Annotated in this window: 21 protein-coding genes and 1 pseudogene; 3 read left to right on the top strand and 19 right to left on the bottom strand. The window is 44.4% G+C overall.

Going from position 1 to position 24,019, the window contains the following annotated elements:
- Window positions 1-4 precede the first annotated feature (4 nt).
- The 7 genes and pseudogenes from rhaR to mcpB form a co-directional block, all read right to left on the bottom strand.
- Window positions 5-781, bottom strand: coding sequence for a rhamnose catabolism operon transcriptional regulator RhaR (rhaR, locus tag MOB98_RS11860; RefSeq protein ID WP_268359322.1), 777 nt, complete (start codon window positions 779-781; stop codon window positions 5-7).
- A 58-nt stretch (window positions 782-839) separates the two neighbouring features.
- On the bottom strand, window positions 840-2,909 hold the full coding sequence (locus MOB98_RS11855) for a bifunctional aldolase/short-chain dehydrogenase (RefSeq protein WP_268359352.1): 2,070 nt from the start codon (window positions 2,907-2,909) through the stop codon (window positions 840-842).
- Window positions 2,910-3,042: 133 nt separating this feature from the next.
- The gene (gene tlpB / locus MOB98_RS11850) at window positions 3,043-5,031 is read right to left on the bottom strand and encodes a methyl-accepting chemotaxis protein TlpB (RefSeq protein ID WP_268359320.1); all 1,989 of its coding nucleotides are present in this window, start codon (window positions 5,029-5,031) and stop codon (window positions 3,043-3,045) included.
- Between the two features lie 112 nt (window positions 5,032-5,143).
- The gene (locus MOB98_RS20890; RefSeq protein WP_369877620.1) at window positions 5,144-6,094 is read right to left on the bottom strand and encodes a methyl-accepting chemotaxis protein; all 951 of its coding nucleotides are present in this window, start codon (window positions 6,092-6,094) and stop codon (window positions 5,144-5,146) included.
- A pseudogene (gene mcpA / locus MOB98_RS20885) lies at window positions 6,089-6,985 on the bottom strand (methyl-accepting chemotaxis protein); the annotation flags it as partial. The pseudogene mcpA and the gene MOB98_RS20890, both read right to left, overlap by 6 nt.
- A 270-nt stretch (window positions 6,986-7,255) precedes the next feature.
- Window positions 7,256-9,244 carry a methyl-accepting chemotaxis protein gene (locus tag MOB98_RS11840; protein ID WP_268359317.1) on the bottom strand — a complete coding sequence of 663 codons (1,989 nt, stop codon included), beginning with the start codon at window positions 9,242-9,244 and terminating at the stop codon, window positions 7,256-7,258.
- A gap of 177 nt (window positions 9,245-9,421) precedes the next feature.
- Complete coding sequence (gene mcpB, locus MOB98_RS11835) at window positions 9,422-11,410, bottom strand: methyl-accepting chemotaxis protein McpB (protein ID WP_268359315.1); 1,989 nt, start codon at window positions 11,408-11,410, stop codon at window positions 9,422-9,424.
- A gap of 160 nt (window positions 11,411-11,570) precedes the next feature.
- Between mcpB and MOB98_RS11830 the strand changes: the two genes are divergently transcribed.
- Entirely contained in the window at window positions 11,571-12,308 is a 738-nt protein-coding gene (locus MOB98_RS11830) for a protein-glutamine gamma-glutamyltransferase (RefSeq protein ID WP_268359313.1), read from the top strand.
- 12 nt (window positions 12,309-12,320) lie between these two features.
- On the opposite strand, the gene MOB98_RS11825 is transcribed toward MOB98_RS11830, so the two are convergent.
- From MOB98_RS11825 to MOB98_RS11795, 7 genes are all read right to left on the bottom strand, one after another.
- The gene (locus MOB98_RS11825; RefSeq protein WP_268359312.1) at window positions 12,321-12,575 is read right to left on the bottom strand and encodes a hypothetical protein; all 255 of its coding nucleotides are present in this window, start codon (window positions 12,573-12,575) and stop codon (window positions 12,321-12,323) included.
- A gap of 320 nt (window positions 12,576-12,895) precedes the next feature.
- On the bottom strand, window positions 12,896-13,075 hold the full coding sequence (locus MOB98_RS20880; RefSeq protein ID WP_268359310.1) for a hypothetical protein: 180 nt from the start codon (window positions 13,073-13,075) through the stop codon (window positions 12,896-12,898).
- 52 nt (window positions 13,076-13,127) lie between these two features.
- A complete protein-coding gene (locus tag MOB98_RS11815; RefSeq protein WP_268359307.1) occupies window positions 13,128-13,526 on the bottom strand; it encodes a secondary thiamine-phosphate synthase enzyme YjbQ in 399 nt (132 codons plus the stop codon).
- A gap of 120 nt (window positions 13,527-13,646) precedes the next feature.
- Window positions 13,647-15,308 (bottom strand): glycoside hydrolase family 13 protein, encoded by a 1,662-nt coding sequence (locus MOB98_RS11810; RefSeq protein WP_268359305.1) that lies wholly within the window; start codon window positions 15,306-15,308, stop codon window positions 13,647-13,649.
- 129 nt (window positions 15,309-15,437) lie between these two features.
- The gene (locus tag MOB98_RS11805) at window positions 15,438-16,727 is read right to left on the bottom strand and encodes a hemolysin family protein (RefSeq protein ID WP_268359304.1); all 1,290 of its coding nucleotides are present in this window, start codon (window positions 16,725-16,727) and stop codon (window positions 15,438-15,440) included.
- 45 nt (window positions 16,728-16,772) lie between these two features.
- Window positions 16,773-17,450 carry a zinc metallopeptidase gene (locus MOB98_RS11800; protein ID WP_268359302.1) on the bottom strand — a complete coding sequence of 226 codons (678 nt, stop codon included), beginning with the start codon at window positions 17,448-17,450 and terminating at the stop codon, window positions 16,773-16,775.
- A 41-nt stretch (window positions 17,451-17,491) separates the two neighbouring features.
- Entirely contained in the window at window positions 17,492-17,755 is a 264-nt protein-coding gene (locus MOB98_RS11795; protein WP_128740678.1) for a hypothetical protein, read from the bottom strand.
- Between the two features lie 123 nt (window positions 17,756-17,878).
- Between MOB98_RS11795 and MOB98_RS11790 the strand changes: the two genes are divergently transcribed.
- On the top strand, window positions 17,879-18,133 hold the full coding sequence (locus MOB98_RS11790) for a protein mistic (protein WP_080474835.1): 255 nt from the start codon (window positions 17,879-17,881) through the stop codon (window positions 18,131-18,133).
- The gene (locus MOB98_RS11785; RefSeq protein ID WP_268359301.1) at window positions 18,130-19,113 is read left to right on the top strand and encodes a potassium channel family protein; all 984 of its coding nucleotides are present in this window, start codon (window positions 18,130-18,132) and stop codon (window positions 19,111-19,113) included. Before MOB98_RS11790 ends, MOB98_RS11785 begins: the two co-directional genes overlap by 4 nt.
- Here the strand turns inward: MOB98_RS11785 and MOB98_RS11780 are convergent.
- From MOB98_RS11780 to MOB98_RS11760, 5 genes are all read right to left on the bottom strand, one after another.
- Window positions 19,110-19,514: a YugN-like family protein gene (locus MOB98_RS11780; protein WP_268359299.1), complete on the bottom strand. Its 405-nt coding sequence runs from the start codon at window positions 19,512-19,514 to the stop codon at window positions 19,110-19,112. The two genes, MOB98_RS11785 and MOB98_RS11780, sit on opposite strands and share 4 nt — an antisense overlap.
- 60 nt (window positions 19,515-19,574) lie before the next feature.
- Window positions 19,575-19,946, bottom strand: coding sequence for a hypothetical protein (locus tag MOB98_RS11775; RefSeq protein ID WP_268359350.1), 372 nt, complete (start codon window positions 19,944-19,946; stop codon window positions 19,575-19,577).
- Between the two features lie 58 nt (window positions 19,947-20,004).
- Complete coding sequence (locus MOB98_RS11770; protein WP_268359298.1) at window positions 20,005-21,357, bottom strand: glucose-6-phosphate isomerase; 1,353 nt, start codon at window positions 21,355-21,357, stop codon at window positions 20,005-20,007.
- A 111-nt stretch (window positions 21,358-21,468) separates the two neighbouring features.
- Complete coding sequence (locus MOB98_RS11765) at window positions 21,469-22,641, bottom strand: iron-containing alcohol dehydrogenase (protein WP_268359297.1); 1,173 nt, start codon at window positions 22,639-22,641, stop codon at window positions 21,469-21,471.
- 102 nt (window positions 22,642-22,743) lie between these two features.
- Complete coding sequence (locus tag MOB98_RS11760; RefSeq protein WP_268359296.1) at window positions 22,744-23,907, bottom strand: iron-containing alcohol dehydrogenase; 1,164 nt, start codon at window positions 23,905-23,907, stop codon at window positions 22,744-22,746.
- Window positions 23,908-24,019: the final 112 nt, after the last annotated feature.

Raw genomic sequence — 24,019 nt, 5'->3', positions numbered from 1 at the left:
TCTTTCACCCTCTCTTCGGAAGGGGAACAGCTGTCACTTTCACCTTTTTGTTCTCCAGAGCTTTTACCGATGCCGGATCAAGCCCAGAATCCGTAATCAGGCGGCTGATATCTTGCAGCGAGGCGATATGTGAAAACTCGCGGTTCCCCCATTTGCTTGAATCGGCCATCAAAATGGTCTGATCAGACCTTTCAATCATCCGTTTTTTGAGCAGCGCCTGCCACTCATTTGAGTCACTCATCCCGTTGTTTACGTCAAATCCTTTACATGACAGAAAGGTTTTATTGACATGATAGGTCTCAAGCGAACGCTCAGCTAATGGGCCGGCAAATGATAATGATTTTGCCAGCAAAATGCCGCCTGTTGAAATGACTGATATGTTTTCTTTATTGCTGAGTTCAATGGCTGCCTTCATTGAGTTTGTTATGACAGTGAGCTCTATATCAGGGAGTATTTTCGCCATATACCAGGCGGTGGTGCTTGCATCGAGAATAATTCGGTCTCCGCTCTTTACATATTTGGCCGCTTCGTGAGCGATGGCTTTTTTTTCAATGACATTTGTGATTTCCCGTTCAGAAAAATGCACTTCTGATTCCTGCTGCTGAATACTGACCGCTCCCCCGTGGCTCCGGCTCAGTTTATGTTCTTTCTCAAGCTTCTCAAGGTCACGCCGAATGGTTTCTTCTGTGACAGAAAATATGTCACTTAATTCTGAAACGCGGATACTTGAACGCATATTTACTAATTCCACTATTTTTTGCTGCCGTTCTGCTACTAGCATTGGTAACGCCCTTCCTCATATGGTAATCCGTCTTATTTTTTTCTATCATAGCATACTTCTAACGCGTGAAAGCAGCAGGGACGCCGCCGTCTACCGTGAGCATGCAGCCTGTTGTCTTTTCGGCTTTAGAAGAAGCGAAGAATGCAATGGCTTCTGCAATATCCTGCGGATAAATATTGACGAGCAACGCCGTGCGTTTCCGATAATGTTCCTCCAGCTGATCTGGCTCAATCCCATACGCCGCGGCTCGTTCCTCCCGCCAGCTTGATCCCCAGATTGCTGATCCTTGAAGAACCGCATCAGGCAAAACGGAGTTGACCCGAATGCCGTATTCTCCTCCTTCTGCTGCGATGCATCTTGCCAAATGGGTTTCAAGCGCCTTAACCGAGCTGTAGGCAGAGGCGTTTTTCCCTGCATAAACCGAATTTTTTGATCCGACAAAGACCATGCTTCCCCCTCTGTTTTGCTGTTTCATCTGTTTAAATGCTTCACGGGCCACAAGAAAATAGCCTGTTCCTAACACATTCATATTAAGATTCCATTCTTTTAGACTTGTTTCGTCAAATGGGCTTGATGTGGCCAGCCCGGCATTATTGACAACGATATCAATGCCTCCGTAAGCAAGCGCCGCTTGTTCAAAGGCTGACAGTACGTCGTCTTCTTTTGTCACATCCATTTTGACAGCTATTGCCCGTCCTTCTCCGTATGCTTCGTTTATTTCCCCGGCAATTTTCTGCGCACCTTCTATATTCAGGTCAGCTGCGATCACGTGACCCCCTTCCGCTGCAAAGCGGCGGCATGCTGCACTGCCAATTCCGCCGGCTCCTCCTGTGATCAACGCTACTTTACGGGAAAATTCGGCTTCCGGCGGTGCAAGCGTGAGCTTATATAATTCTAGCGGCCAATATTCGACATGATAGGATTCATTTTCGTTTAAAGAAACAAAGCGGCCAAGAGCTGTTGACCCTTTCATGACGGCGATGGCTCTCCGGTATAAATCACCGCTCACTTTAGACATGGCATAACTTTTTCCCGTATTCACCATTCCAATGCCAGGAATCAATATCACCCGCGGGGCTGATTCAAAGATTTGATCCCCTTCCTGCTGATTGCGTGTAAAATAATCCTGATATTCTGATGCAAAACGCTCGACTCCTGATTTGATCAGATCCGCCAGCTTCTGCACATCTTGAGTTTCCGGATTCCACTCAATGTACAGCGGAACCCGCTTTGTATGAACAAGGTGATCCGGGCATGCTGCACCGATTTGCGAAAGCGCTGGCGCTTGGGCACTGTTGACAAATTCCAAGACGTCATCATGATCATCATAGGAAAGGATCATTTTCTTTTCTTCGCTTACAGCTCCTCTGATCACAGGCATGATGCCTGCCAAGATTTGTTTTCTTTGATCTTTCGGCAGGGGCTGATATCTTTTGCCGCCGAATATCTCATGCTGATTGATCCGATCGTTAATATACCGCTCAGCTTCTTGAATGATGGATATCGTTTTTTCATAACATGCTTCGGACGTCTCACCCCAAGTGACTAAGCCATGTTTCTCCATTAACACAAGCTCGGCATAGGGATTGTTCGCTACGCCTTCAGCGATCATTTTAGACAAAGTAAATCCCGGGCGTACATATGGCACCCATACAAACCGGTTTCCGTATATGTCTTCAGCGATTTGTTTTCCATTGTCAGCGCAGCAAATGCTGATAATCGCATCGGGATGGGTATGGTCAACATGATTGTATGGCAGAAAAGCGTGTAACAGCGTTTCAATTGAAGGACGGGGATGTTTGCTGTCTATCATACAATGAGACAAGTAGTCTACCATTTCTTCGTCTGACATCTGATCCCTTTCGATTAGCGGGCGGATGTCACCTAATTTCAAACCAGTAAAGTTATGCGCTTTCATTGTTGCCAGATCAGAACCGCTTCCTTTCACCCACATGACTTCTGTTTCACGCCCTCTGAAATCCTTTTCCGTTGTTTTCATAGACGTATTCCCGCCACCCCAGTTGCAGACAGTGCGATCTGACCCGATCAGATTGGACCTGTACACCAATTCCTCTACGCCTTTTTGCAGCTGTGCAGCATGTTCTGAATCCCATACTTGTTTCACCATCATGATATTCCTCCGTCCCTTTTATTTGTATCCGTTTTCATTATATATGATCTTTGTTTATTTTTGAATTCTTTTTGTTTATTTTTGTTTGCAATAAAAAAGAAAGCAGCAGATATGCCGCTTTCTCTCTCTATTATAATTCAATTTTAAATTTCTTCGTGATGTCCTGAAGTTCTTCCGCCATGTTTGCCAGCGTTTCAGCAGAAGAGCTGATTTCTTCCATGGACGCAAGCTGTTCTTCCGCCGAAGCTGCGATGTCCTGAATGCCTGCGGAGCTTTCTTTCGCCACTGCAGAAATGTCTTCAACCGCACTTGACACTTCCTGTGATCCGGCTGACAGCTGTTCCACCGTTGCGTTCAGGTTTTGCAATTCACTGGAAATTTGGGTTGCCATCTCATAGATTTGTTTGAAGCTTTCCGCTGTTTGGTCAGTAATCTGCAAGCCTTCCTTCACTTCATGATTCACAGATTGGAACATGGAAAGTGAGGTGCTGATTTCTCTGACAATCTCTTGAATTAACCCTTCAATTTCCTTGGCAGAGTCTGCTGATTGTACGGCAAGTTTTCTAACCTCTTCTGCAACTACTGAGAAGCCTCTTCCGTATTCTCCCGCTCTTGCCGCTTCAATCGCAGCATTTAATGCCAGCAGGTTGGTTTGGTCAGCAATGCCGTTAATCACATTCAAGATGCTTGTGATGTCTTGCGATTTTGTTTCAAGGCCCTTTACAACAGCCTCCGCTTTTTGAACGGATTGGTCGATTGTTTTCATTTGGCCGACTGTGTGCTCAACCAGCTTTTCTCCGCTGCCCGCTGCTTCAGAGGACTGGATCGAAGATTTCGTAATGGTTGAAGAGGCCTGAGCCACTTTTGAAATCCCGTCGTTCATTTGAGAAAGATGGTTTGAGCTTTCCTCCAGTTTCTCGCTTTGCGCCTCATTGCCATCTGAGAACTGTTCGATGGCGAGTGTAATGTGTTCAGTTGCTTTGCTCGTTTGGGCTGCGCTTGCTGTCAGCTCTTCAGAAGATGATGCAACGTTTTCTACAGACGTTTGAATGACACCAATGACAGAGCGCAATGAGGCAGACATTTCATTAAAGCTTTCGCCAAGCTGGCCAAACTCGTTTTTCGAGTGAATGTCAATCACTTCTGTGAGATCTCCGCTACTGATTTTAGCAGACGTTGAGACTAATTTTCTTAACGGCTTGGTGATGGCACGGATAATAAAGAGAATGAGTATGCCCCCGATCACAATTGACACACATAGAATGATAAGCGCTGTGTTCAGTACCGGACTTGAAGCATCTTGCAATTCACTGACAAAGTATGTCCCAGCGATTTTCCAGCCTGTCAGTTTATTAGTCGTAAAGGCCATTTTCTTTTCTTTGCCTTCGAAGGTATATTCAAAGGAGCCGTCTGCCTTAGAATATACTTGGTTTGTCCACTCGCCGGATCCAGTTGTCCCAGGCTTAATTGTTGGATGTGCGATATATTTTTTGTTGCCCGTTGTAATAAATGCAAAACCATTTTTGCCGATTTTGATTCTCTGTGAAGCAGTAAGCACTTCATCCAGATTTAAATCGAGCGCGATGACACCTGAGCCGTCTTTTAATTGTTTTGAAATGGTGACAACGATATCCCCTGTTGCTTCATCAGTATATGGTTCTGAGAAAACAGCCTGTCCTTTTTTCACAACAGCTTGTTTGTACCAGTCACGTCCTGTCGGGTCGAAGCCTTTGGGAACGCCGCTATCCGGATATTTGTAAAGCTGTTTGCTTTCGGAGGCTGCATAGATTGCTCCTACGTCGTCGTTAAGTGTTGTGTACTGCTTGAATTTCTCTTTCAGTAAGGTTTTGTTTTTCCCTTGTAATATGTCTTTATCGATTGTCTCACTATAATAATCTATTGCTTTCACTTTATCTTCCAGTTTATTTTGCAGCGTACTGTTAAGTTCTTCAACATTTCCCTTCGCGCTGTTAATCAGCTCTCTGTCTAACGCATTCCACGCTGATTGATAACTGAAATATGCTAAAACCCCAACCGGCAAAATAAGCACTGCCAGAAATGCAGCGATAAGCGGTTTGCTGATCGATGGCTGTTTGATCCATTGTATACATTTTCCCATTCTAGTTGACTCCTCCTTTAAGCTAAATCTAATATCGTCAAACTAGGATAAAAGGTTTAATAAAAAAACTAAAAAAAACACCCAAGCATATAAGCTAGGGTGTTTTTGCTAATTATTCGATTTTGAATCGTTTGGTCATATCGCGAAGCTCTTCTGCCATAGATGAAAGGGTTTCTGCTGACGAGCTGATTTCTTCCATGGAAGCAAGCTGCTCTTCGGCTGATGCCGCGATATCTTGGATATGAGCTGAGCTTTCTTTTGAAATTGATGCGATGTGCTCGGATGCGCCCGAAACTTCCTCGGAGCTCGCAGAAAGCTGCTGAACCGTCGCACTCATGTTTTGCAGTTCGCCGGCGATTTGGTTCGTCATTTCAGAAATGCGTTTGAAGCTCATTTCTGTTTTATCTGTGATGTCAAGGCCTGTCTGCACCTCTTGGTTGACAGACTGGAACATGCCGAGAGATGTATTGATTTCCTTCACAATTTCGATGATTAATCCTTCAATCTCTTTTGCTGAATCTGCTGACTGAACTGCCAGCTTTCTCACTTCTTCCGCTACAACGGAGAAGCCGCGGCCGTACTCGCCTGCACGCGCCGCTTCAATCGCTGCGTTAAGAGCGAGCAGGTTCGTCTGATCTGCGATACCGTTAATCACACGCAAAATATTGGTGATATCTTTCGACTTCGTTTCCAATCCGCGTACAACTTGTTCTGCTTCTTTTACAGACTTGTCAATGACGTTCATTTGGCCGACGGTTTGATGAACAAGCTTGCCGCCTTCACTTGCAATTTCTGTCGATTGAACAGATGAATCTGTGATCACTTCAGAAGCTTGAGCCATATTCGTCAATCCGTCATTCATTTGATAAATGTGCTCTGCTGCGGTTTCAATGTTTTCGTTTTGTTTTTCATTGCCGTTAGAAAATTGTTCAATCGCCAATGTAATATGTTCTGTTGCCTTGCTCGTTTGCGCGGCTGATGCGGTCAGCTCCTCAGAGGAAGCCGCAACATTGTCTACAGAATCCTGGATGGCGTGTATGAGAGAGCGAAGTGACGACGCCATATTGTTAAAGCTTTTACCGAGTTCGCCCAATTCATCTTTTGAACGGATATCAATGGTTTCCGTCAAATCTCCCTCACTGATCCGCTTAGAGGAACCGACGAGCTGTTTCAACGGCGTTGTAATCGACCGAATGATCAAGGTCATGACGATAATCCCTATGATAATAGCTGCGGCCAAGACAAGTAAAGCAAGGTGAAGGACAGGCTGGGCTGCCTCATGAATTTCATCCAAATACATGGTGCCGCCGATTTTCCATCCTGTTAGCTTGTTTGTGTCAAAGGCCATTTTTTTCTTATCACCATTCATGGTGTACTGAAAATCGCCTTTCTCAGCATTCAGCATCTTATCGAGCCAGTCGCCTTTCAATTCAGTCCCTGACGTTTCATTAGGATGGGCAACAACCTTTTTGTCCTTCGTCATGATAAATGCGTAGCCTTGTGTGCCGATGTTGACTTTTTTTGTTGTTTTCAGCAGATTTTCAATGGTCATGTTGATTGCGATAACACCTGAACCATCTTTTGTCTGCTGGGCGATTGTCACAACCATCGTATTTGTTGAAGCGGTTTTATAAGGGTCAGTGATCACGACTTTCCCTTTATTTGCAACCGCTTTTTTATACCAGTCGCGTTCAACCGGATTATAGCCGCTTGGCATCGGAAGATCCGGGTAGCGGGTAAAGTGTCCTTTTGTGTCGCTTGTATAAATCGATTCTACATCCTTGTTAATGCTGATATATTGTGAGAATTTCTCTGCAATGCTTGCATTGCTTTTGGCATTGTATTTTTCTTTTGTCAGCCATTCGCTGAAGTAAGCAGCACTGTTTTCTTTTTCACCGATGGTGGTGTTAATAATCTCGTTTAACTGCTGTACATTTTGCAAAGCGCTCCCCATCATCTGTTTGTCGAGTGAGCTGCTTGCCGATTCATACGCAATGGCCGCCAATATGACAACCGGTATGATGAGGATCGACAGAAAGGAAACGAGAAGCTTCCGTGTAATTGATCTTTGTTTTATGAGTTGGAGTATTTTTTTCATCATTCATTTCTCCTTTTTTATGCTACCCTTCATATCGGCAGGAAATGGGTAAATATATACAGTAAAAAAGAAGAAATTCAACAAAAGTAACTAATATCCCATTTTAGAAATAGTCATTTAGACCTATTATTTATCTACTATAAACCGTTTTGTCAGATCACGGAGTTCTTCAGACATTCTTTCAAGTGTCTGTGCTGATGAACTGATCTCCTCCATGGATGCCAGCTGTTCTTCGGCAGAGGCGGCGATATCTTGGATCCCGTCCGAGCTTTCTTTAGAAATGGCAGTGATATCATTTGAAGCAGCGGAAATTTCTTGGGCTCCCGCTGATAGTCCCTCAACCGTTGCATTCATGTTTTGCAGTTCAGAAGCAATTTGATTGGCCATGTGAGATATATGTTTGAAGCTCTGTCTTGTTTCATCTGTCATGACAAGCCCTGTTTCCACTTCTTTGTTTACGGACTGGAGCATGTTCAATGATGTGTGAATTTCTTTTACAATGTCGCTGATCAGCGATTCAATTTCTTTTGCTGAGTCAGCCGACTGTACCGCGAGTTTTCTCACTTCCTCTGCGACGACAGAGAAGCCCCGTCCGTATTCTCCCGCTCTGGCCGCTTCAATGGCAGCATTTAAAGCCAGGAGATTGGTTTGATCCGCAATGCCGTTGATCACACGCAAAATACCCGTGATATCCTTCGATTTGATTTCCAGCCCTTTCACCACTTGTTCCGCCTCTTTCACGGAATGGTCAATCGTATTCATTTGGCTGGCTGTTTTCTGTACGAGTGTCTCACCCTTGCTTGACAATTCTGTTGAGTCTGCGGATGTTTCTGTCATCACTGCGGCAGCCCGCGCCAGTTCGGCCAATCCGTCATTCATTTCATTAATTTGTTTAGTTGTCGTCTCAATTCTGTCGCTTTGGCTTTCGCTGCTGTTTGAAAATTGCTCGATGGCCATCGTAATATGCTCAGTTGCTCTGCTTGTCTGGTCGGCAGAAGCAGTCAGTTCTTCTGATGATGAAGCAACGTGTTCTACTGAATCTTTGATGCCCTGAATGAGTGAGCGGAGCGAGTGGGCCATATGATTGAAGCTCTGGCTCAAAACGCCAAGTTCATCTTTTGAATTGATTTCAATCGTTTCAGTTAGATCGCCTTCGCTGATTTTTTCAGCTGATGCGACAATACGTCTTAATGGCTTTGTGATAGACCGAATTACAAAATAAATCGCCGTTATTCCGGCTGCGATGGCAACCGCCAGAACGATAGAAGCCATGGCCAGAACTTTGCTTGCAGCATCGCGGATCTCGTCCGCATACATCGTGCCGCTGATTTTCCAGCCTGTTGTTTCACTTGTGGCATATGCCATTTTCTTCTCTTTGCCTTTGTACGTGTATTCAAAGTCGCCGCTTTTATTTTTGTAAAGCCTATCAACCCAGTCCCCTTTTAACTCTGTCCCCGCTTTTTCTCCAGAGTAGGCGATGACTTTTTTGTTCTGGCTTAAGATAAAAGCATAGCCTTCTTTTCCGATATTGATTCCTTTCGCGGTTGTGACCAGGTCATCAATTTTCATATCGATGGCGATAACACCTGATCCATCCTCCGTCTGGCGGGCGATGGTGACAACCATTTTTCCTGACGAAATAGATTCATAAGGTTCAGTGACGATTGTTTTGCCTTTGTTGGCCATTGCTTCTTTGTACCAATCCCGTTCCAAAGCATTAAAGTCACTCGGCATGTCTGCATACGGATAACGTGTGAAATCTCCGTTTTTGCTGCTGGAAAATACCGCAGCAACACTATCATTCATTTGGATGAATTGCTTAAATTCCTGTTTCAGCTCGGTTTTCTTTTTCTCCTTAAACTTATCTGCTGTAGCCCAATCGCTAAAAAATGAGAGGCTTTTTTCAGTCGTGCTGATTTTATCATCAATAATATTGTCTAAAATTTGAACATTTTCCTTTGCGCTTTGCGTCATCTGTACATCAAGAGAGGCAACTGCTGATTGATAAGCGCTTACCGAAAGGACGGTAATGGGAACCATTAAGATCAGCAGGAAAGAAATAATAAGTCTCCTGGCAATTGATGACCTGCGAATAGTATTGAGCGTTTTTTTCATTTCCTTTTGAACCTTCTTTCAATAATTTACAAATTATATCGGCGCTTCTTCCTTTATATTACATTGAAAATGAAGGTAAAAATGAAAAATAGTTCTAAATTCACCGGATGAGATAGGACTTTATTATTATTTACCATATACAAAAACAGCGCCTTGATAAGCGCTGTTTTTCTGCTTTTATTCGATTTTAAATTGCTTTGTGAGATCACGAAGCTCCTCTGCCATCTGCGCAAGAGTGGTCGCTGATGAACTGATTTCTTCCATAGAGGCAAGCTGCTCCTCAGCTGAGGCGGCAATGTCTTGGATGCTTGCCGAGCTTTCTTTCGACACATCGGCAATGCCGCTGACTGCCGCTGAAACATGCTGTGAACGATCTGACAGCTGTTCGACTGTTGAATTCATCGTCTGCAATTTGCCGGCAATATCGTTTGTCATACTGAAAATGCTCTGGAAGCTTTCTTTTGTATTGTCTGTGACAACAAGTCCAGACTGTACTTCCTGATTCACTGCTTGAAACATATGAAGAGAGGTTTCGATTTCTGCCACGATTTCTTGGATCAGCTTTTCGATTTCTTTTGCTGAATCAGCAGATTGAACTGCCAGCTTGCGCACTTCCTCCGCTACGACAGAGAAGCCGCGCCCTGATTCTCCGGCACGCGCCGCTTCAATGGCTGCGTTTAATGCCAGCAGATTTGTTTGGTCAGCGATGCCGTTTATGACTCTTAAAATGCTTGTGATGTCTTTTGATTTTCCTTCTAAACCTTTGACTACTGATTCTGCCTGCTGAACTGATTGATTAATCGAGTTCATTTGTCCGACTGTCTGCTGGACGAACTTTTCACCCGCTCCGGCAATTTCCGTTGATTGGATAGACGCCTTTGTAATAGCTGATGATGTTTGTGAGACCTGCTGGAGCCCTTCATTCATTAAGTTCAACTGATGGGAGCTCGATTCAACTTTCTCGCTTTGCTCCTCGTTTCCATTTGAGAACTGCTCAATCGCCATCGTAATATGCTCGGTGGCTTTACTTGTCTGTCCTGCAGATGCAGTGAGCTGTTCGGACGATGCAGCCACATTGTTCACTGAGTCCTGGATAGTGCTGATCAATGAGCGGAGAGATTGTGCCATTTCATTGAAGCTATCCCCTAGTTCTCCAAGCTCATCCTTCGAACGGATTTCGATCGTTTCTGTCAGATCTCCGCTGCTGATTGTTTTCGATGATTGAACGAGACGTTTTAACGGTTTTGTAATCGAACGAACAATAAACAGAATTAAAAATCCGCCTGCCGCAATGGAAGCAATCAACACAATCATGCCTGTTATCAGAACAGACTTTGAGGCATCCTTGATTTCACTTATATACATTGTGCCGGCGATTTTCCATCCAGTCAGTTCATTTGTTGTATAGGTCATCTTTTTATCTTCGTTACCCAGAGTGTACTGGAAGTCACCGCTGTCTTTGGCATACATTTTGGCAACCCAGTCTCCTGACAGCTTTTCTCCAGCCTTATGATTCTGGTGGGCGACATAGGTTTTGTTTTTCGTTGCAATGAAAACATAGCCTTCTTTTCCAACCTTGATTTGTTTCATCTGTTCTAACAATTTATCAATGGTAATATCCATGGCGACAACACCAGATCCGTCCTTCAGCTTCTGGGCTATGGTAATGACCATGCTACCGTCACTCGCAGCTACGTAAGGATCTGTCACGACAATTTCACCGCCGGCCTTCATCGCATCTTGATACCAAGAGCGTTGCCTTGGATCGTAACCATCAGGCAATTGTTCTTTGGGCGCTTGTATGTAGGTGCCGTTTTCTGCGCCTCCATAAATTCTGGCTACTCCTTGATTGATAGATACGTATTGTGAAAACTTCGCTTTGATCTCTTCTTGATTAGACTTTCCCTTAAACGCAGAGCCTTTAAGAGATTCACTGAAAAAGGTAACTGCTTTCGCTTTTGCTCCCAAGTCATTTGTAACAGTTGTATTAAATGTATCGACACTGTTTTTCGCATTGCCGATGATTTCCTGATCCAGCTTTCCGCTGGCGCTTCGGTAAGAACTAAATTCCAATATAAGAATAGGGATAATAAGAATCGCAATAAATGAGACGATTAATTTCCTTGAAATAGACGGTTTCTTCAGCCAATTGATAAAAGTCTTCATGTCCAGTTTCTCCTTCGGGTTTGATACAGTATATATCGGCTGCTTAAAAAAGTTTTAAAATAAAAAATGGAAGAAGTTCTTTTTCGGCTGTCTTCTGTTTTTTTTAGCTTTCATTGCCCAAGCCCTTTGCATATCTTATAAAAAACAAGGGGGGCTAAAGATGATTATTGTATCCGGACAATTGCTCCGTCCCCAAGATATTGAAAACTGGAAGATTGATAAGAATTTGAATCCGCTGTTAAAAGAGATGATTGAGACGCCCGTTCAGTTTGATTACCATTCAATTGCTGAACTGATGTTTGAGCTGAACCTGCGGATGAATATCGTGGCTGCGGCAAAAACGCTGCACAAAAGCGGAGCGAAGTTTGCCACTTTTTTAAAAACATACGGGAATACAGCGTATTGGAGGGTTTCACCGGAGGGCGCCTTAGAATTGAAATATCGAATGCCGCCTTCAAAAGCGATTCGGGATATCGCAGAAAACGGCCCGTTTTACGCGTTTGAATGTGCGACCGCCATTGTTGTGATTTATTATCTGGCCTTGATTGATACAATCGGGGAAGAAAAATTTGATGCCAACTTTGATAGGATTATTTTATATGACTGGCATTATGAGAAATTGCCGATCTATACGGAAACAGGACATCACTTTTTCCTCGGAGATTGTTTGTATTTTAAGAATCCCGAATTTGATCCGCAAAAAGCGCAGTGGAGAGGCGAAAATGTGATTTTACTGGGAGAAGATAAATATTTTGCCCATGGTCTTGGAATCTTAAGCGGACAGCAAATTATTGATAAGCTGAATTCGTTTAGAAGAAAAGGAGCCGTACAGAAAGCCTACCTTCTGTCTCAGGCGACCAGACTGGATGTTCCGTCTCTTTACCGCGTCGTCCGCTAAAAGCTCCACCGCCTATTTCCGGGGCGATGGGGTTTCAAATGCTTTTCGTTTTCGATAAAAAGGGGCTGTGCCGAAATACTGGTTCGCAGCCCACTCCATTTTTTCAAGGTCATTTCTTGTCACGATTGGATCTAAGCTGCTCCATTTGATAAAGCGGACAAAATAGTAGCCTTTGATAGGAGCCATTGTAACTTTTGAATGAGGCCAGCCTTCAAATACAAACTCAATTTTCCCTCTTTTTTTATAAGAATATTGAAGAATGTTCATCATCTGTCACCTCTGTTTATCAAGTTACGTTCGGCAAAGCTCGGCTAACAGCATTTTCACATCAGCGGGCCCGTTAAGCATTCCGGCAGATTGCCCGGCCCATAGAGACATGTACCCGGAATTCTTTTCCTTGGCTGCGTGTTTTTTCATCGGCTTTGTTAACGTGTGTTGCACTGGCTAAGGAAGCGCATTTGCTTCCTTAGCCTGGTGCTCTTTTCATCCATTGATTGACTATACCCCTTAGCAGGCTCTCCTGAAAACAATGCAGTGAGGCACGTGTCTGTTCCCACGTCTGCACACTTCAGATGCTTCAACACTCTTCACACATGAGAAACGGCGTCTGCCGCCTGGGCATCAAAGACATAAGGCCAAGTGCGGATTCCCCGCTGACCGGCAGAAAAGAACCGCGGCGGCCTCCCGCTTCCGCTTCCTTGCAGTGCGATGATATCCATTCCGCGTTTTTCAAGCAGGACCGCTTCCTGCGGATAGCGAGCAGCCATTTTTCTTTAACGCTTGAATGCTTTCATCCAATCCGTCATAAAAATCCTCCTGTTACCCCATGATTTTGATATAGCAAGTCCGTGTACGCGGGCCATCAAATTCACAAAAATAAATGCCCTGCCACGTTCCAAGAATCAGCCGGCCGTTTTCAATAATGACATGCTGTGAAGCTCCGACCGTACTCGACTTCATATGTGCTGCTGTATTGCCCTCCATATGGCGGTCCAGCTCGTGTTCCCATGGATACACCTCATCAAACCTTCTGAGCATATCTTTTTTAACATCGGGATCGGCATTTTCATTAATTGTAATGCCCGCAGTCGTATGCGGACAGTAAATCAGCGCAGCACCGCTCGTCACACCTGTTTCTTGAAGAAACGCTTCCACCTCGCGGGTGATCTCAATCATTTCATCTCGTTTATTTGTTATGATTTGTAATGTTTTCAGCATTTGTTTCTCCTTTCATTTGTCCGCTTCATTTGCTAATTCGTTCTGTGTTCTTTTTTTCCTGTTAAACTGCTCATATAAACCTGATAAAAACAAAAAACTCCAGTCTCTGGCTGGAGTTGATCACCATACATATATTCTTGCTTCATACGGCTTTAACAGTACTGATGTGATGTGCTTGTGGGGCTCTGTTTCCACATTTGACAATACGAGTGCGTCTGATGACAATGGCAATCCGGCATGCTTGAAAAAGGCCGGCGTTCCTGTCAGATTGGCTGCAATCAGTGCAGTATGGTCATTGCTCTTCCGAAGATATGCAAAGATTTGCTGATCTTCCGGTAACATAAGCTCGTATGTCCCATCGATAAAAACATTGTATGTTTGGCGCAGCTTGATCAAGCTTTTGTAAAAATGGTAAACGGATGTTTTGTCGTTTTTTTGCGCCTCGGCATTCAGCCACTTGTAATTCTCATTGATTCCGATCCACGGTTTGGCCTCAGAAAATCCAGCGTATGGATCAGCATTCCATTGCATTGGCGTTCGTGAATTGTCTCTTCCCTTTTTCCAGACAATCTTCATTACATCCTCGTGTGACGCGCCTTTCGCCGTTTTTGTTTCATACAGGCGTTTCATGGCAACATCATCATAGTCCTCAATAGAAGGAAATGCCACGTTTGTCATCCCAAGTTCCTGTCCCTGATAAATAAACGGTGTGCCTTTCATGAGAAAATAAACAGCGGCAAGCGCTTTTGCACTTTCTTTCAGGTACACTCCATCGTCTCCCCACACAGAAACTGAACGGGGCTGGTCGTGGTTTTCCATAAACAGAGCATTCCAGCCGATCCCTTCAAGACTGTCCTGCCACTCTGTTAGGATTCGTTTGAAGGAAGCGATATCAATGCTTTCATTGATCTCTACATCCCACAGGCCGAGATGCTCAAATTGAAAAATCATGCTGAAGATGCCGTTTTTTTCTCCAGCCCAATCAGCCGCTTCCTTTGCAGATACACCGTTTGCCTCACCGACTGTCATAATCGGATAGCTGGAAAATGTGTTTGCCTCCAGCTCTGTTAAAAAATCCATAATGCCCTCAGCATTCATATGAAAGGGATAAGAAGGCACGCAGTCCAGCCCTTTTGGATTCGGCAGATCAGGAAGCCCTTCTTTTTTCTTAATATGCGTAATCGCATCCACCCGAAATCCGTCAATGCCTTTATCAAGCCACCAATTGATCATGTCATAAACGGCATTTCTCACCTTTTCATTTTCCCAATTCAAATCAGGCTGTTTTTTATCAAAAAGGTGAAGATAATACTGGCTTGTCTTTTGATCATACTGCCAAGCCGGCCCGCCGAAAATACTTTCCCAATTGTTAGGCGCTTTCCCGTTCTTGCCATCCTTCCAAATATACCAGTCGCGCTTTTCGGAGTGTATAGATGAACGAGATTCGATGAACCATGGGTGTTCGTCGCTTGTATGGTTCACAACAAGATCCATAATCAGCTTCATGCCCAGCTTATGAATGTCATCAAGCAGCTGGTCGAAATCAGCCATCGTGCCAAAATCGCTTAGTATGTTTTGGTAATCCCTGATATCATAGCCGTTATCAGCATTGGGTGAATCATACAGCGGGCAAATCCAGATCACATCAGCGCCCAGCTCTTTTATGTAGGGAAGCTTGGATCTGATCCCCTGAATATCCCCGATTCCGTCGCCATTTGAATCTTTAAAACTGCGGGGGTAAATTTGGTAGACAACCGCTTCCTTCCACCAAGCCTTTTTCATACTGCCACTCCCTCCTAACTGTCCCGGTCTGTATATCTTATGTAGAAAAAAGGCTTCACAGCATTGCTTTTTCAGAAAACGCACCTGCCGCAATAAAAAAACAGCCGCTCACTCTTCGGCTGCTTTTTATTAAAAGTCGGTTTTTTTAATTTCTACAAAACGGATGTGATGATCTTCGGCGTCGAGGATTTTAAATTCACAACCCTCTGCGTGTATCACATCTCCTGCTTTCAGCTCCATTTTTTGGGTCAGAAGCCAGCCTGCAATCGTATCAATTTCTTCATTTTCAATGGCAATGTCGAGCAGATCGTTTACTTCGTCTATAAGCGCTTTTCCATCCATTACATAATGGTGCTCGCCTTTTCTCAAAATGTGCGGTGCTTCGTCCTGATCATATTCATCGCGGATTTCCCCGACGATTTCCTCGATAATATCCTCAACAGTGACAAGGCCCGCCGTTCCCCCGTATTCATCTACGAGAATCGCCATGTGAATCCGCTCCTTTTGCATGCGGATCAAAAGCTGCTGAACAGGAATGCTTTCAATGACCCTGATGACGGGCCTCATGATCTGCTTCAGCTTGATCGGCTGGCCGAGAAAATAGGCTTTAAACATGTCTTTGCTGTTGATGATCCCTAAAATATGATCCTTGTCATCCTTGATGACAGGGTAGCGAGTATACCGTTCATTAATAATGTGATGAATCGCTTCTTCAAGCGACTGCTCCAAAGAAATGACCGCAATTTCTGTCCGCGGAATCATAATCTCTCTTGCTACCCGGTTGTCGAATTCAAAAATCTTATTCACATAGCGGAATTCAGACTGATTGATTTCTCCCTTTTCATAGCTTTCTGACAGGATCAGCCTCAGTTCCTCTTCGCTGATAACAACCTCATGCTCCTTCACTGAATGAAAGCCAAACAATTTCACAAGAAAGCTTGCAGAGCCGTTCAATGTTTTAATAAACGGATATGTGATTTTATAAAACCAGATCAGCGGCTTTGCAATCCATAAACTGACAGCTTCAGCCTTTTGAATGGAAACCGTTTTCGGGGCAAGCTCACCCATCACCACATGCAAAAAAGTGACGATGATAAATGCAACTACAAATGTGACAATGTGGTTAATTGGTTCCGGCATGCCTGTCATTGTAAATAAGGGATGAAGCATACGTTCAAATGTCGGTTCACCAAGCCATCCGAGGCCGAGAGCTGTAATGGTAATCCCGAGCTGGCAGGCTGATAAATACTCGTCTAGATTGGAGATGATTTTATGCGCGGCAAGCGCCCGGCTGTCACCGCTTTCGATGAGCTGATTGATTTTTGAGCCTCTGATTTTGACGATCGCAAATTCCGCTGCAACAAAAACAGCCGTAATGCCAATCAAAACAAAAATGGCGATCAATTGTAAAATAAGCAAAAAAAGCCCTTACCATAAAAATGGTAAGGGGCCACCTCCTTAACGTTAATTCTCATTACGACCGTTTAAGAAGATCATCACAAAGCGAAGAAGCTCAAACAGGGAAACCAGGGCGGCGGCCACATACGTTAAGGCAGCGGCGCTCAGCACTTTATTTACCCCATTTTCTTCATTGTTTCGGATGAATCCTTCTGACACAATAATCTGCTTCGCGCGTGAACTGGCATTGAATTCGACAGGCAGTGTAATCAGCTGGAAAAAGACAGCTGCTGAAAACAGAATGATGCCAAGCCCGATGAGATTCAGGCTGCCGAGAAGCATGCCTCCTAAGAAAAGCATAGGAGCTACACCGGATGCAAAATTCACAACTGGGAAGATTTTGTGTCTCAGCACAAGCGCACCATATGACTCCTGATGCTGCAAGGCATGTCCGACTTCATGGGAAGCTACGGATATGGCGGAAATTGAGCGGCCGTAATAGACCGGCTCAGATAAACGCACCACCCGTCTTGTCGGGTCGTAATGGTCTGTTAAAGTACCTCTTACCGGTTCGACCGGCACGTCGTAAAGACCGTTTATATCTAAAATCCGTCTTGCCGTTTCTGCCCCTGTACGTCCGCTTGAGGCTTCCACTTTTGAATATTTATCAAAGTTGCTCTTCACTTTAAATTGTGCCCAAAACGACAATCCCAATGCGGCTATTGTTAAAAATATAAACAGCATTTTTTCATCATCCTTTGTTCATGATCATTTCTCTATTACGATTATTTTAATGAGTTTTCTTTCCCGTGTACAGGAATGCGCTTTTTCTTCCGGCTCGGAGCACACAATCCAATCAGCAGAAAGAACAAACCTGCTGAAAACAAATAAAAGGTGAAGCTGCCGACCAGCTCTTTCAGAAAATGAAGCCAAGAGAAGCTGCCGGAAAAGTGATTATAGGAATTCAAATCGAAAATAAACAAAATCACTCCAGATGCCGCCAGCTGCGTACCGATCAAAACCACGATCGTTCTTTGAAAGATCGTCATCTTTTTCATCCTTTTTGTTTTAGTTTATGGAGAAATCCGTTTTTATATGTTTTGTTCATTTTTTGAAAAACATCAACCGAAGTGGGACATACTGTTAGAAAAAGTACGGGTGTGATGGAAGCTATGAAAGTGACGAGTGAGGAAAAGGAACAGCTGAGCACAGCAATCGACCGAATGAATGAAGGACTGGACGCATTTATCCAGCTTTACAATGAGTCGGAAATCGATGAGCCGCTTATTCAGCTGGATGATGATACAGCCGATTTAATGAAGCAGGCCCGGGATATGTACGGCCAGGAAAAGCTGAATGAGAAATTAAATACCATTATTAAGCAGATATTATCCATCTCTTTATCCGAAGAAGGAGAAAAAGAATGAAATCAAATCGGATATTTATTGCATGGCTGAGGTGGCCGTTATTTATCCGAATCGGGATAATTATTTTATGTCTGATTCTTTTGTTCGGCCAAATCATTTATGTGCTTGAGCCAAAGCAGTTCACTTCGGTATTTGAAGGCATTTGGTGGGCTGTTGTTACGGTTTCAACAGTCGGATACGGTGACTATGTGCCGCACACACCGCTGGGGCAGGCAGCCGGAATTCTGCTGATTTTAAGCGGAGCAAGCTTTGTCACTGCATATTTTGCCACATTATCAGCGGCAGCATTCAGCAGGCAGCACCGCTACATCGAAGGAAAAGTTGCTTACAAAGGGCGGGGCCACATCATTATGATCGGGTGGAATGAAAAAACAAACCGTCTGCTGAAGGAGCTGCAGCTTATGGCCCCTTCCAAGACGGTTGTGCTGATTGATGAATCTTTAAAAGAAGGCCCGCTTATCGAAAACGTCCATTTCATACGCGGGCACGCCGCCGATGATGAGACATTGAAACGGGCCAATGTTGCTGAAGCGGAGTCAGTGATGGTGACAGCCGATCAGTATAAAAGTGAAACTGAAGCAGATATGCTGTCAGTGCTGACTCTTTTATCTGTTAAAGGGCTTAATCCCCTTGCTTACTGCATCGTTGAAATTTTGACTGACCGGTTTGTCATTAACGCAGAGCGGGCAGGCGCCAATCAAATCATCGGAACATCAGAATTTATCAGCCGGGCGATGCTGCAGCATTACCAAATCAAATTACGGCCGTCTAAGCATAATGAAATCAACCTGACACTTCAACAGCATGTGAGGCTTCTACCTGTTCCTGATGACCTAAAGGGAGCCGCTTATAAGGCGTGTGTCCTCTATTTCCTTGACCAGAATACAACAATTATCGGCATACAAAAAGAGGAAGGGCCGATGATCTCCCCTCCTCTTACATATAAAGTGCTCGAAACAGACCGATTTCTTGCGATCTAATGCAGCAGAATATCCTCCAATTCTTTCACAAGGGAGGCGCCGATATCCAAATACGCCGGATCAATTTCCGCATCACGCCTCTCCGGCTCGGAAAATTGATTAAACAGTGATTGGAACGGCCCTCCCTTGGCATTGTCATCAAGATCCGCTTGAAACACCTGCCTCAGCATAAATGGCGTCCCGATCCGCACGGCCGCCCCGCGTTCATCGAGACTGCCCTGTACCGCATTGACAGGAATCCTTAAAAACAAATAGCCGTCTCTATCATCAATCTTATAATCAAAGTAGCCATGATCGTATTCCCAGCCGCCGTTTATCACATAACCGAGCGGCTTCATCACTTGTTCCAGCTCTTGCAGCAGAAAAGACTGCCCATCTATCGCGGAAGGTATTGTAATCATCAAAATGCCCCTTTTTTCACTTATCCTGTCCCGCCCATCAAGACTTCATTCAGGGGCGCACTACATGGAAATCGTTGTTTCTTTCGTGCGTCCAACAGAAAAGAAAGCGCATTCAATTATGAAGTAAACAGCCATTGCCGCTGCAAGCTCTGCAACCGATTCCCATGAAACATATACAACTGCAGCATACAGTCCTAATTTAGTAAGCAGAGTATGAGATCGTTTTAGATGCAAAATCCGGTGTACCGCATCGGTAAAAAGCGCAAGCGGCAAACCAATGAGAAGAAAGGCGTGGATGAAAAAGTGCGACAGCGTACCGCCGAAGCTTGAAGACAACTCTGTATTCACGGTATCAAAGTAAATAAGGACGCTTAAAACAGCTGCAGAAAAAACGGCAATGATGAAATGTTTAATCATTTGTTTCATGAACATCAGCACCTTTCTGATTTTATAAAAAGCCGACCGGCAAGTGCCAGTCAGCTTTTCCACATTAATCTTCCAGACGTTTTTCAAGCTCTGCTTTTTTCTCTTCAAAGCCAGGTTTGCCAAGCAACGCAAACATATTGACTTTATACGCTTCTACTCCAGGCTGGTCAAATGGATTGACGCCAAGGAGATAACCGCTCATCGCGCAGGCTTTTTCGAAGAAATATACAAGGTATCCAAAAGTATATGCATTCAGCTCAGGAATGTTGACGATTAAGTTCGGAACATTTCCGTCTGTATGGGCAAGCATCGTGCCCTGGAACGCTTTCTTGTTCACGAAATCAACCGTTTTACCGGCTAAATAGTTTAAGCCGTCGAGATCGTTATCCGCTTCCTCGATTGTCAGTTCATGTTTAGGTTTCTCTACGTTCAGCACTGTTTCGAATAAATCTCTGCGGCCTTCTTGTACATACTGGCCTAAAGAGTGAAGATCTGTAGAATAGTTAGCGGAAGAAGGATATATGCCCTTCTCATCTTTCCCTTCACTTTCTCCGAACAGCTGCTTCCACCATTCCGCAAAGTATTGAAGCGCCGGCTCATAGTTAATGAGCATTTCGATGGTTTTGCCCTTATTATAAAGTACATTGCGAACAACCGCATATTGGTATGCAGGGTTATCTTCCAGTTCAGATGTTGCAAAATCTTTGCTTGCATCCAAGGCGCCTTTCATCATCTCGTCAATGTTAACGCCGCTTACAGCAATCGGCAATAGGCCTACAGCTGTTAATACAGAATAACGGCCGCCGACATCATCAGGGATAACGAATGACTCGAAGCCTTCTTCGTTAGAAAGCGTTTTTAATGCGCCGCGCTCTTTATCAGTTGTTGCGTAAATCCGCGCTTTCGCTTCTTCTTTGCCGTATTTCTCTTCAAGAATCTTGCGGAAAATGCGGAAAGCGATTGCAGGTTCAGTTGTCGTACCTGATTTAGAAATCACATTAATAGAGAAGTCCACATCTTCGAGAAGATCCATAACATCTCTCATATAAGATGAACTGATGTTGTTTCCGATGAAAATCACTTGCGGATTGCCGCGTTTTGCTTTTGGCAATGTATTATAAAATGCGTGATTAAGCGCTTCAATCGCAGCCCGCGCCCCGAGGTATGAACCGCCGATGCCGACAACAAGCAATACATCTGAGTCAGATTTGATTTTTTCCGCGCTTTTTTTGATGCGCGCGAATTCTTCTTTATCATAATGTTCAGGGAGGTCCACCCAGCCTAGAAAATCGCTGCCAGCGCCTGTTTTTTCATGAATATTATGGTGTGCTGTTTTTACAAAGTCCCGCAGGTATGTAAGTTCATGTTCGTTGAAGAAAGTCAACGCTTTTGAGTAGTCAAAGCGTACATGCGTCATTGCTTGTCCCTCCATAACGGTATAATGTTTTCATCTTTCACTTTATATGAACTTATCTGTGAAATCAAGTCAAGAAGAAAGGGCGGAATGACTGGATTCCGCCCTTTGGGATTATAGAGACGCGCGAAGGATGGCTAACACGTCATCTTTGTTCAGTTTTTGGAAGTTGCCGAAGCCGCCGTGTTCCATTTCTTTGGCTGCGATATCAGCAATCAGCTCCAGCTTTTCTTCTCCGATATTGTAATCGGCAAGACGGGAAGGCGCGCCGAGGCTTGTCCAGAATGCAGACAGCTTGTCGATTCCTTCAAGCGCAATTTCTTTATCTGTTTTGCCTTCTGTATCAATGTCAAACATGTTGAGCATGAGGTTTTTAAAGCGGCCTACATTTGTATCAAGCGTATATCTCATCCAGTTCGGGAACAGGATCGCCAGTCCCCCTGCATGCGGAATATCATATACAGCTGAAACGGCGTGTTCCATTGTATGAGTAGCCCAGTCGCCAAAGTAGCCCATTTGGAGCGTACCGTTTAAAGCGATTGTGCCTGCATACAAAATCGTTTCACGAAGCTCGTAATTTTCCAGATCTTCAAGAAGCTTTGGAGCTGTTTCGATAACCGTCTGCAGAACCGCAAAGCACATTCTGTCCTGAAGCGGTGTATTTTCAACATTATGAAAGTATTGCTCGAATACGTGGCTCATCATGTCCACCATGCCGTATACGGTTTGATTTTCTGGGACAGTGAACGTATTTACAGGATCTAAAATAGAAAAGCGAGGATGAGTCACATTGCTGCCCCATACATATTTTTCGTTTGTTTCCCAGTTTGTAATTACGGAATCCGGGTTCATTTCAGAGCCAGTCGCAGCAAGGGTTAAAACAGTGCCAAATGGCAGCGCATCCTCTGCTGTGACTTTTTTGCTGAAGATGTCCCAAGCATCGCCGTCGTATTTGGCGCCGGCAGCAATTGCTTTTGTACAGTCAATAACACTTCCGCCGCCGACTGCAAGCAGAAAATCAATGTGATGGTTTCTGCATAGCTCTATGCCTTTTTCCACTGTCGCAAGACGCGGGTTCGGCTCTACACCTGACAGCTCATGGACAACAGCGCCCTCTTCTTTTAAAATGCTCGTGACTTGATCATATAGGCCGTTGCGTTTAATGCTTCCGCCGCCGTATACGAGCAGCACGTTCTTGCCGTATTGCTTTATTTCTTTTTTTAATTGTTCAATCTGGCCTTTTCCGAAGATCAGCTTCGTCGGATTATAATAAGTGAAATTTTCCATTGTAAAACCTCCAAATGATGCTGTAAAAAAACAGATTTCCCATTGTAACACAGGTTGACTAAAAGAAAAAGGGAAGCAGCCCTGCGGCTATTTCCCCTTTTTTTATAGAGATGCTTTTAAAATGGCAAGCACATCTTCTTTATTGAGTGATTTAAACTGGCCGAATGTACCGTTAGCCATAGCCTTGTCAGCAATTGTGTCAAGCTGCTCATCATTAATGTCATAATCAGCAAGACGGTTCGGAGCGCCAAGGCTTGTCCAGAATGCAGACAGCTTATCGATACCTTCACGTGCAATTTCTTCATCTGTTTTGCCTGCTTCTTCAACATCAAACACGCGAACTGCAAGCTGTTTCATGCGGGCAGGATTTTCAGACAATGTATGTCTCATCCAGTTCGGGAACAGAATCGCCAGTCCCCCTGCATGCGGAATGTCATAAACAGCAGATACTGCATGTTCAATATTATGAGTTGCCCAATCCCCTCTTGCACCCATAGAAAGCATGCCGTTTAATGCGATTGTTCCTGTGTACAGGATCGTTTCACGCAGTTCGTAATTTTCGAGATCATTAATCAGCTTAGGCGCTGTTTCAATGACTGTACGCAGAAGTGACTCACACATACGGTCCTGATACGGCGTATTTGATACATGATGGAAGTATTGTTCGAATACGTGGCTCATCATGTCAACCATACCGTAAATCGTGTGGTTTTTAGGAACGGTGAACGTATTCACTGGATCTAGAATAGAGAATTTAGGGAATACGAGCGGGCTGCCCCAGCCGTATTTTTCTTTTGTTTCCCAGTTTGTAATAACAGAGCCTGAGTTCATTTCAGAGCCAGTCGCGGCAAGAGTCAATACGGTTCCGAATGGCAGAGCATCCGTCGGCTGATGTTTTTTCGTGACGATATCCCACGCATCACCATCATACTTCGCTCCTGCGGCAATCGCTTTTGTACAGTCGATGACACTTCCGCCGCCGACAGCCAGCAAGAAATCAATGTTGTGTTCTTTACAGATGGCAACACCTTTATTAACAGTCGACACACGCGGATTCGGTTCTACGCCTGCTAGTTCATGTACGGTCACTCCGGCTTTATTCAGCTGTTCAATGACTTGATCATACAGGCCGCTGCGTTTAATGCTGCCGCCTCCGTAGACAAGCAATACGTTTTTCCCGTAAGGTTTGAGTTCCTCCGGAAGTCTTTCCACTTCCCCGCGCCCGAAAATTAATTTGGTCGGGTTCCAGTATGTAAAGTTTTGCATGACATCTCCTCCTTAGATTTTTTATTATGCAGAATGTCTTCACTACATGTAAAGCAATCAGCTCTCACCGGTCAGCATATCGCATGGTTTTATATGGCGGGGTGCTGGGAAA

The organism is Bacillus sp. N13C7, assembly GCF_026790065.1.
Taxonomy (GTDB): Bacteria; Bacillota; Bacilli; order Bacillales; family Bacillaceae; genus Bacillus.
This window is presented reverse-complemented; position numbering and strand designations above follow the sequence as displayed.

Coding starts and splice junctions, on each gene's coding strand:
- rhaR (WP_268359322.1), bottom strand. CDS start 781: ATGCTAGTAGCAGAACGGCAGCAAAAAATAGTGGAATTAGTAAATATG.
- MOB98_RS11810 (WP_268359305.1), bottom strand. CDS start 15,308: ATGAAAAAGGCTTGGTGGAAGGAAGCGGTTGTCTACCAAATTTACCCC.
- MOB98_RS20890 (WP_369877620.1), bottom strand. CDS start 6,094: ATGGCGTCGTCACTTCGCTCTCTCATACACGCCATCCAGGATTCTGTA.
- MOB98_RS11790 (WP_080474835.1), top strand. CDS start 17,879: ATGAAAGTGACGAGTGAGGAAAAGGAACAGCTGAGCACAGCAATCGAC.
- MOB98_RS11825 (WP_268359312.1), bottom strand. CDS start 12,575: ATGAACATTCTTCAATATTCTTATAAAAAAAGAGGGAAAATTGAGTTT.
- tlpB (WP_268359320.1), bottom strand. CDS start 5,031: ATGGGAAAATGTATACAATGGATCAAACAGCCATCGATCAGCAAACCG.
- MOB98_RS11800 (WP_268359302.1), bottom strand. CDS start 17,450: ATGCTGTTTATATTTTTAACAATAGCCGCATTGGGATTGTCGTTTTGG.
- mcpB (WP_268359315.1), bottom strand. CDS start 11,410: ATGAAGACTTTTATCAATTGGCTGAAGAAACCGTCTATTTCAAGGAAA.
- MOB98_RS11840 (WP_268359317.1), bottom strand. CDS start 9,244: ATGAAAAAAACGCTCAATACTATTCGCAGGTCATCAATTGCCAGGAGA.
- MOB98_RS20880 (WP_268359310.1), bottom strand. CDS start 13,075: ATGGCTGCTCGCTATCCGCAGGAAGCGGTCCTGCTTGAAAAACGCGGA.
- MOB98_RS11770 (WP_268359298.1), bottom strand. CDS start 21,357: ATGACGCATGTACGCTTTGACTACTCAAAAGCGTTGACTTTCTTCAAC.
- MOB98_RS11760 (WP_268359296.1), bottom strand. CDS start 23,907: ATGCAAAACTTTACATACTGGAACCCGACCAAATTAATTTTCGGGCGC.
- MOB98_RS11795 (WP_128740678.1), bottom strand. CDS start 17,755: ATGACGATCTTTCAAAGAACGATCGTGGTTTTGATCGGTACGCAGCTG.
- MOB98_RS11785 (WP_268359301.1), top strand. CDS start 18,130: ATGAAATCAAATCGGATATTTATTGCATGGCTGAGGTGGCCGTTATTT.
- MOB98_RS11765 (WP_268359297.1), bottom strand. CDS start 22,641: ATGGAAAATTTCACTTATTATAATCCGACGAAGCTGATCTTCGGAAAA.
- MOB98_RS11855 (WP_268359352.1), bottom strand. CDS start 2,909: ATGGTGAAACAAGTATGGGATTCAGAACATGCTGCACAGCTGCAAAAA.
- MOB98_RS11780 (WP_268359299.1), bottom strand. CDS start 19,514: ATGATTACAATACCTTCCGCGATAGATGGGCAGTCTTTTCTGCTGCAA.
- MOB98_RS11775 (WP_268359350.1), bottom strand. CDS start 19,946: ATGTTCATGAAACAAATGATTAAACATTTCATCATTGCCGTTTTTTCT.
- MOB98_RS11830 (WP_268359313.1), top strand. CDS start 11,571: ATGATTATTGTATCCGGACAATTGCTCCGTCCCCAAGATATTGAAAAC.
- MOB98_RS11815 (WP_268359307.1), bottom strand. CDS start 13,526: ATGCTGAAAACATTACAAATCATAACAAATAAACGAGATGAAATGATT.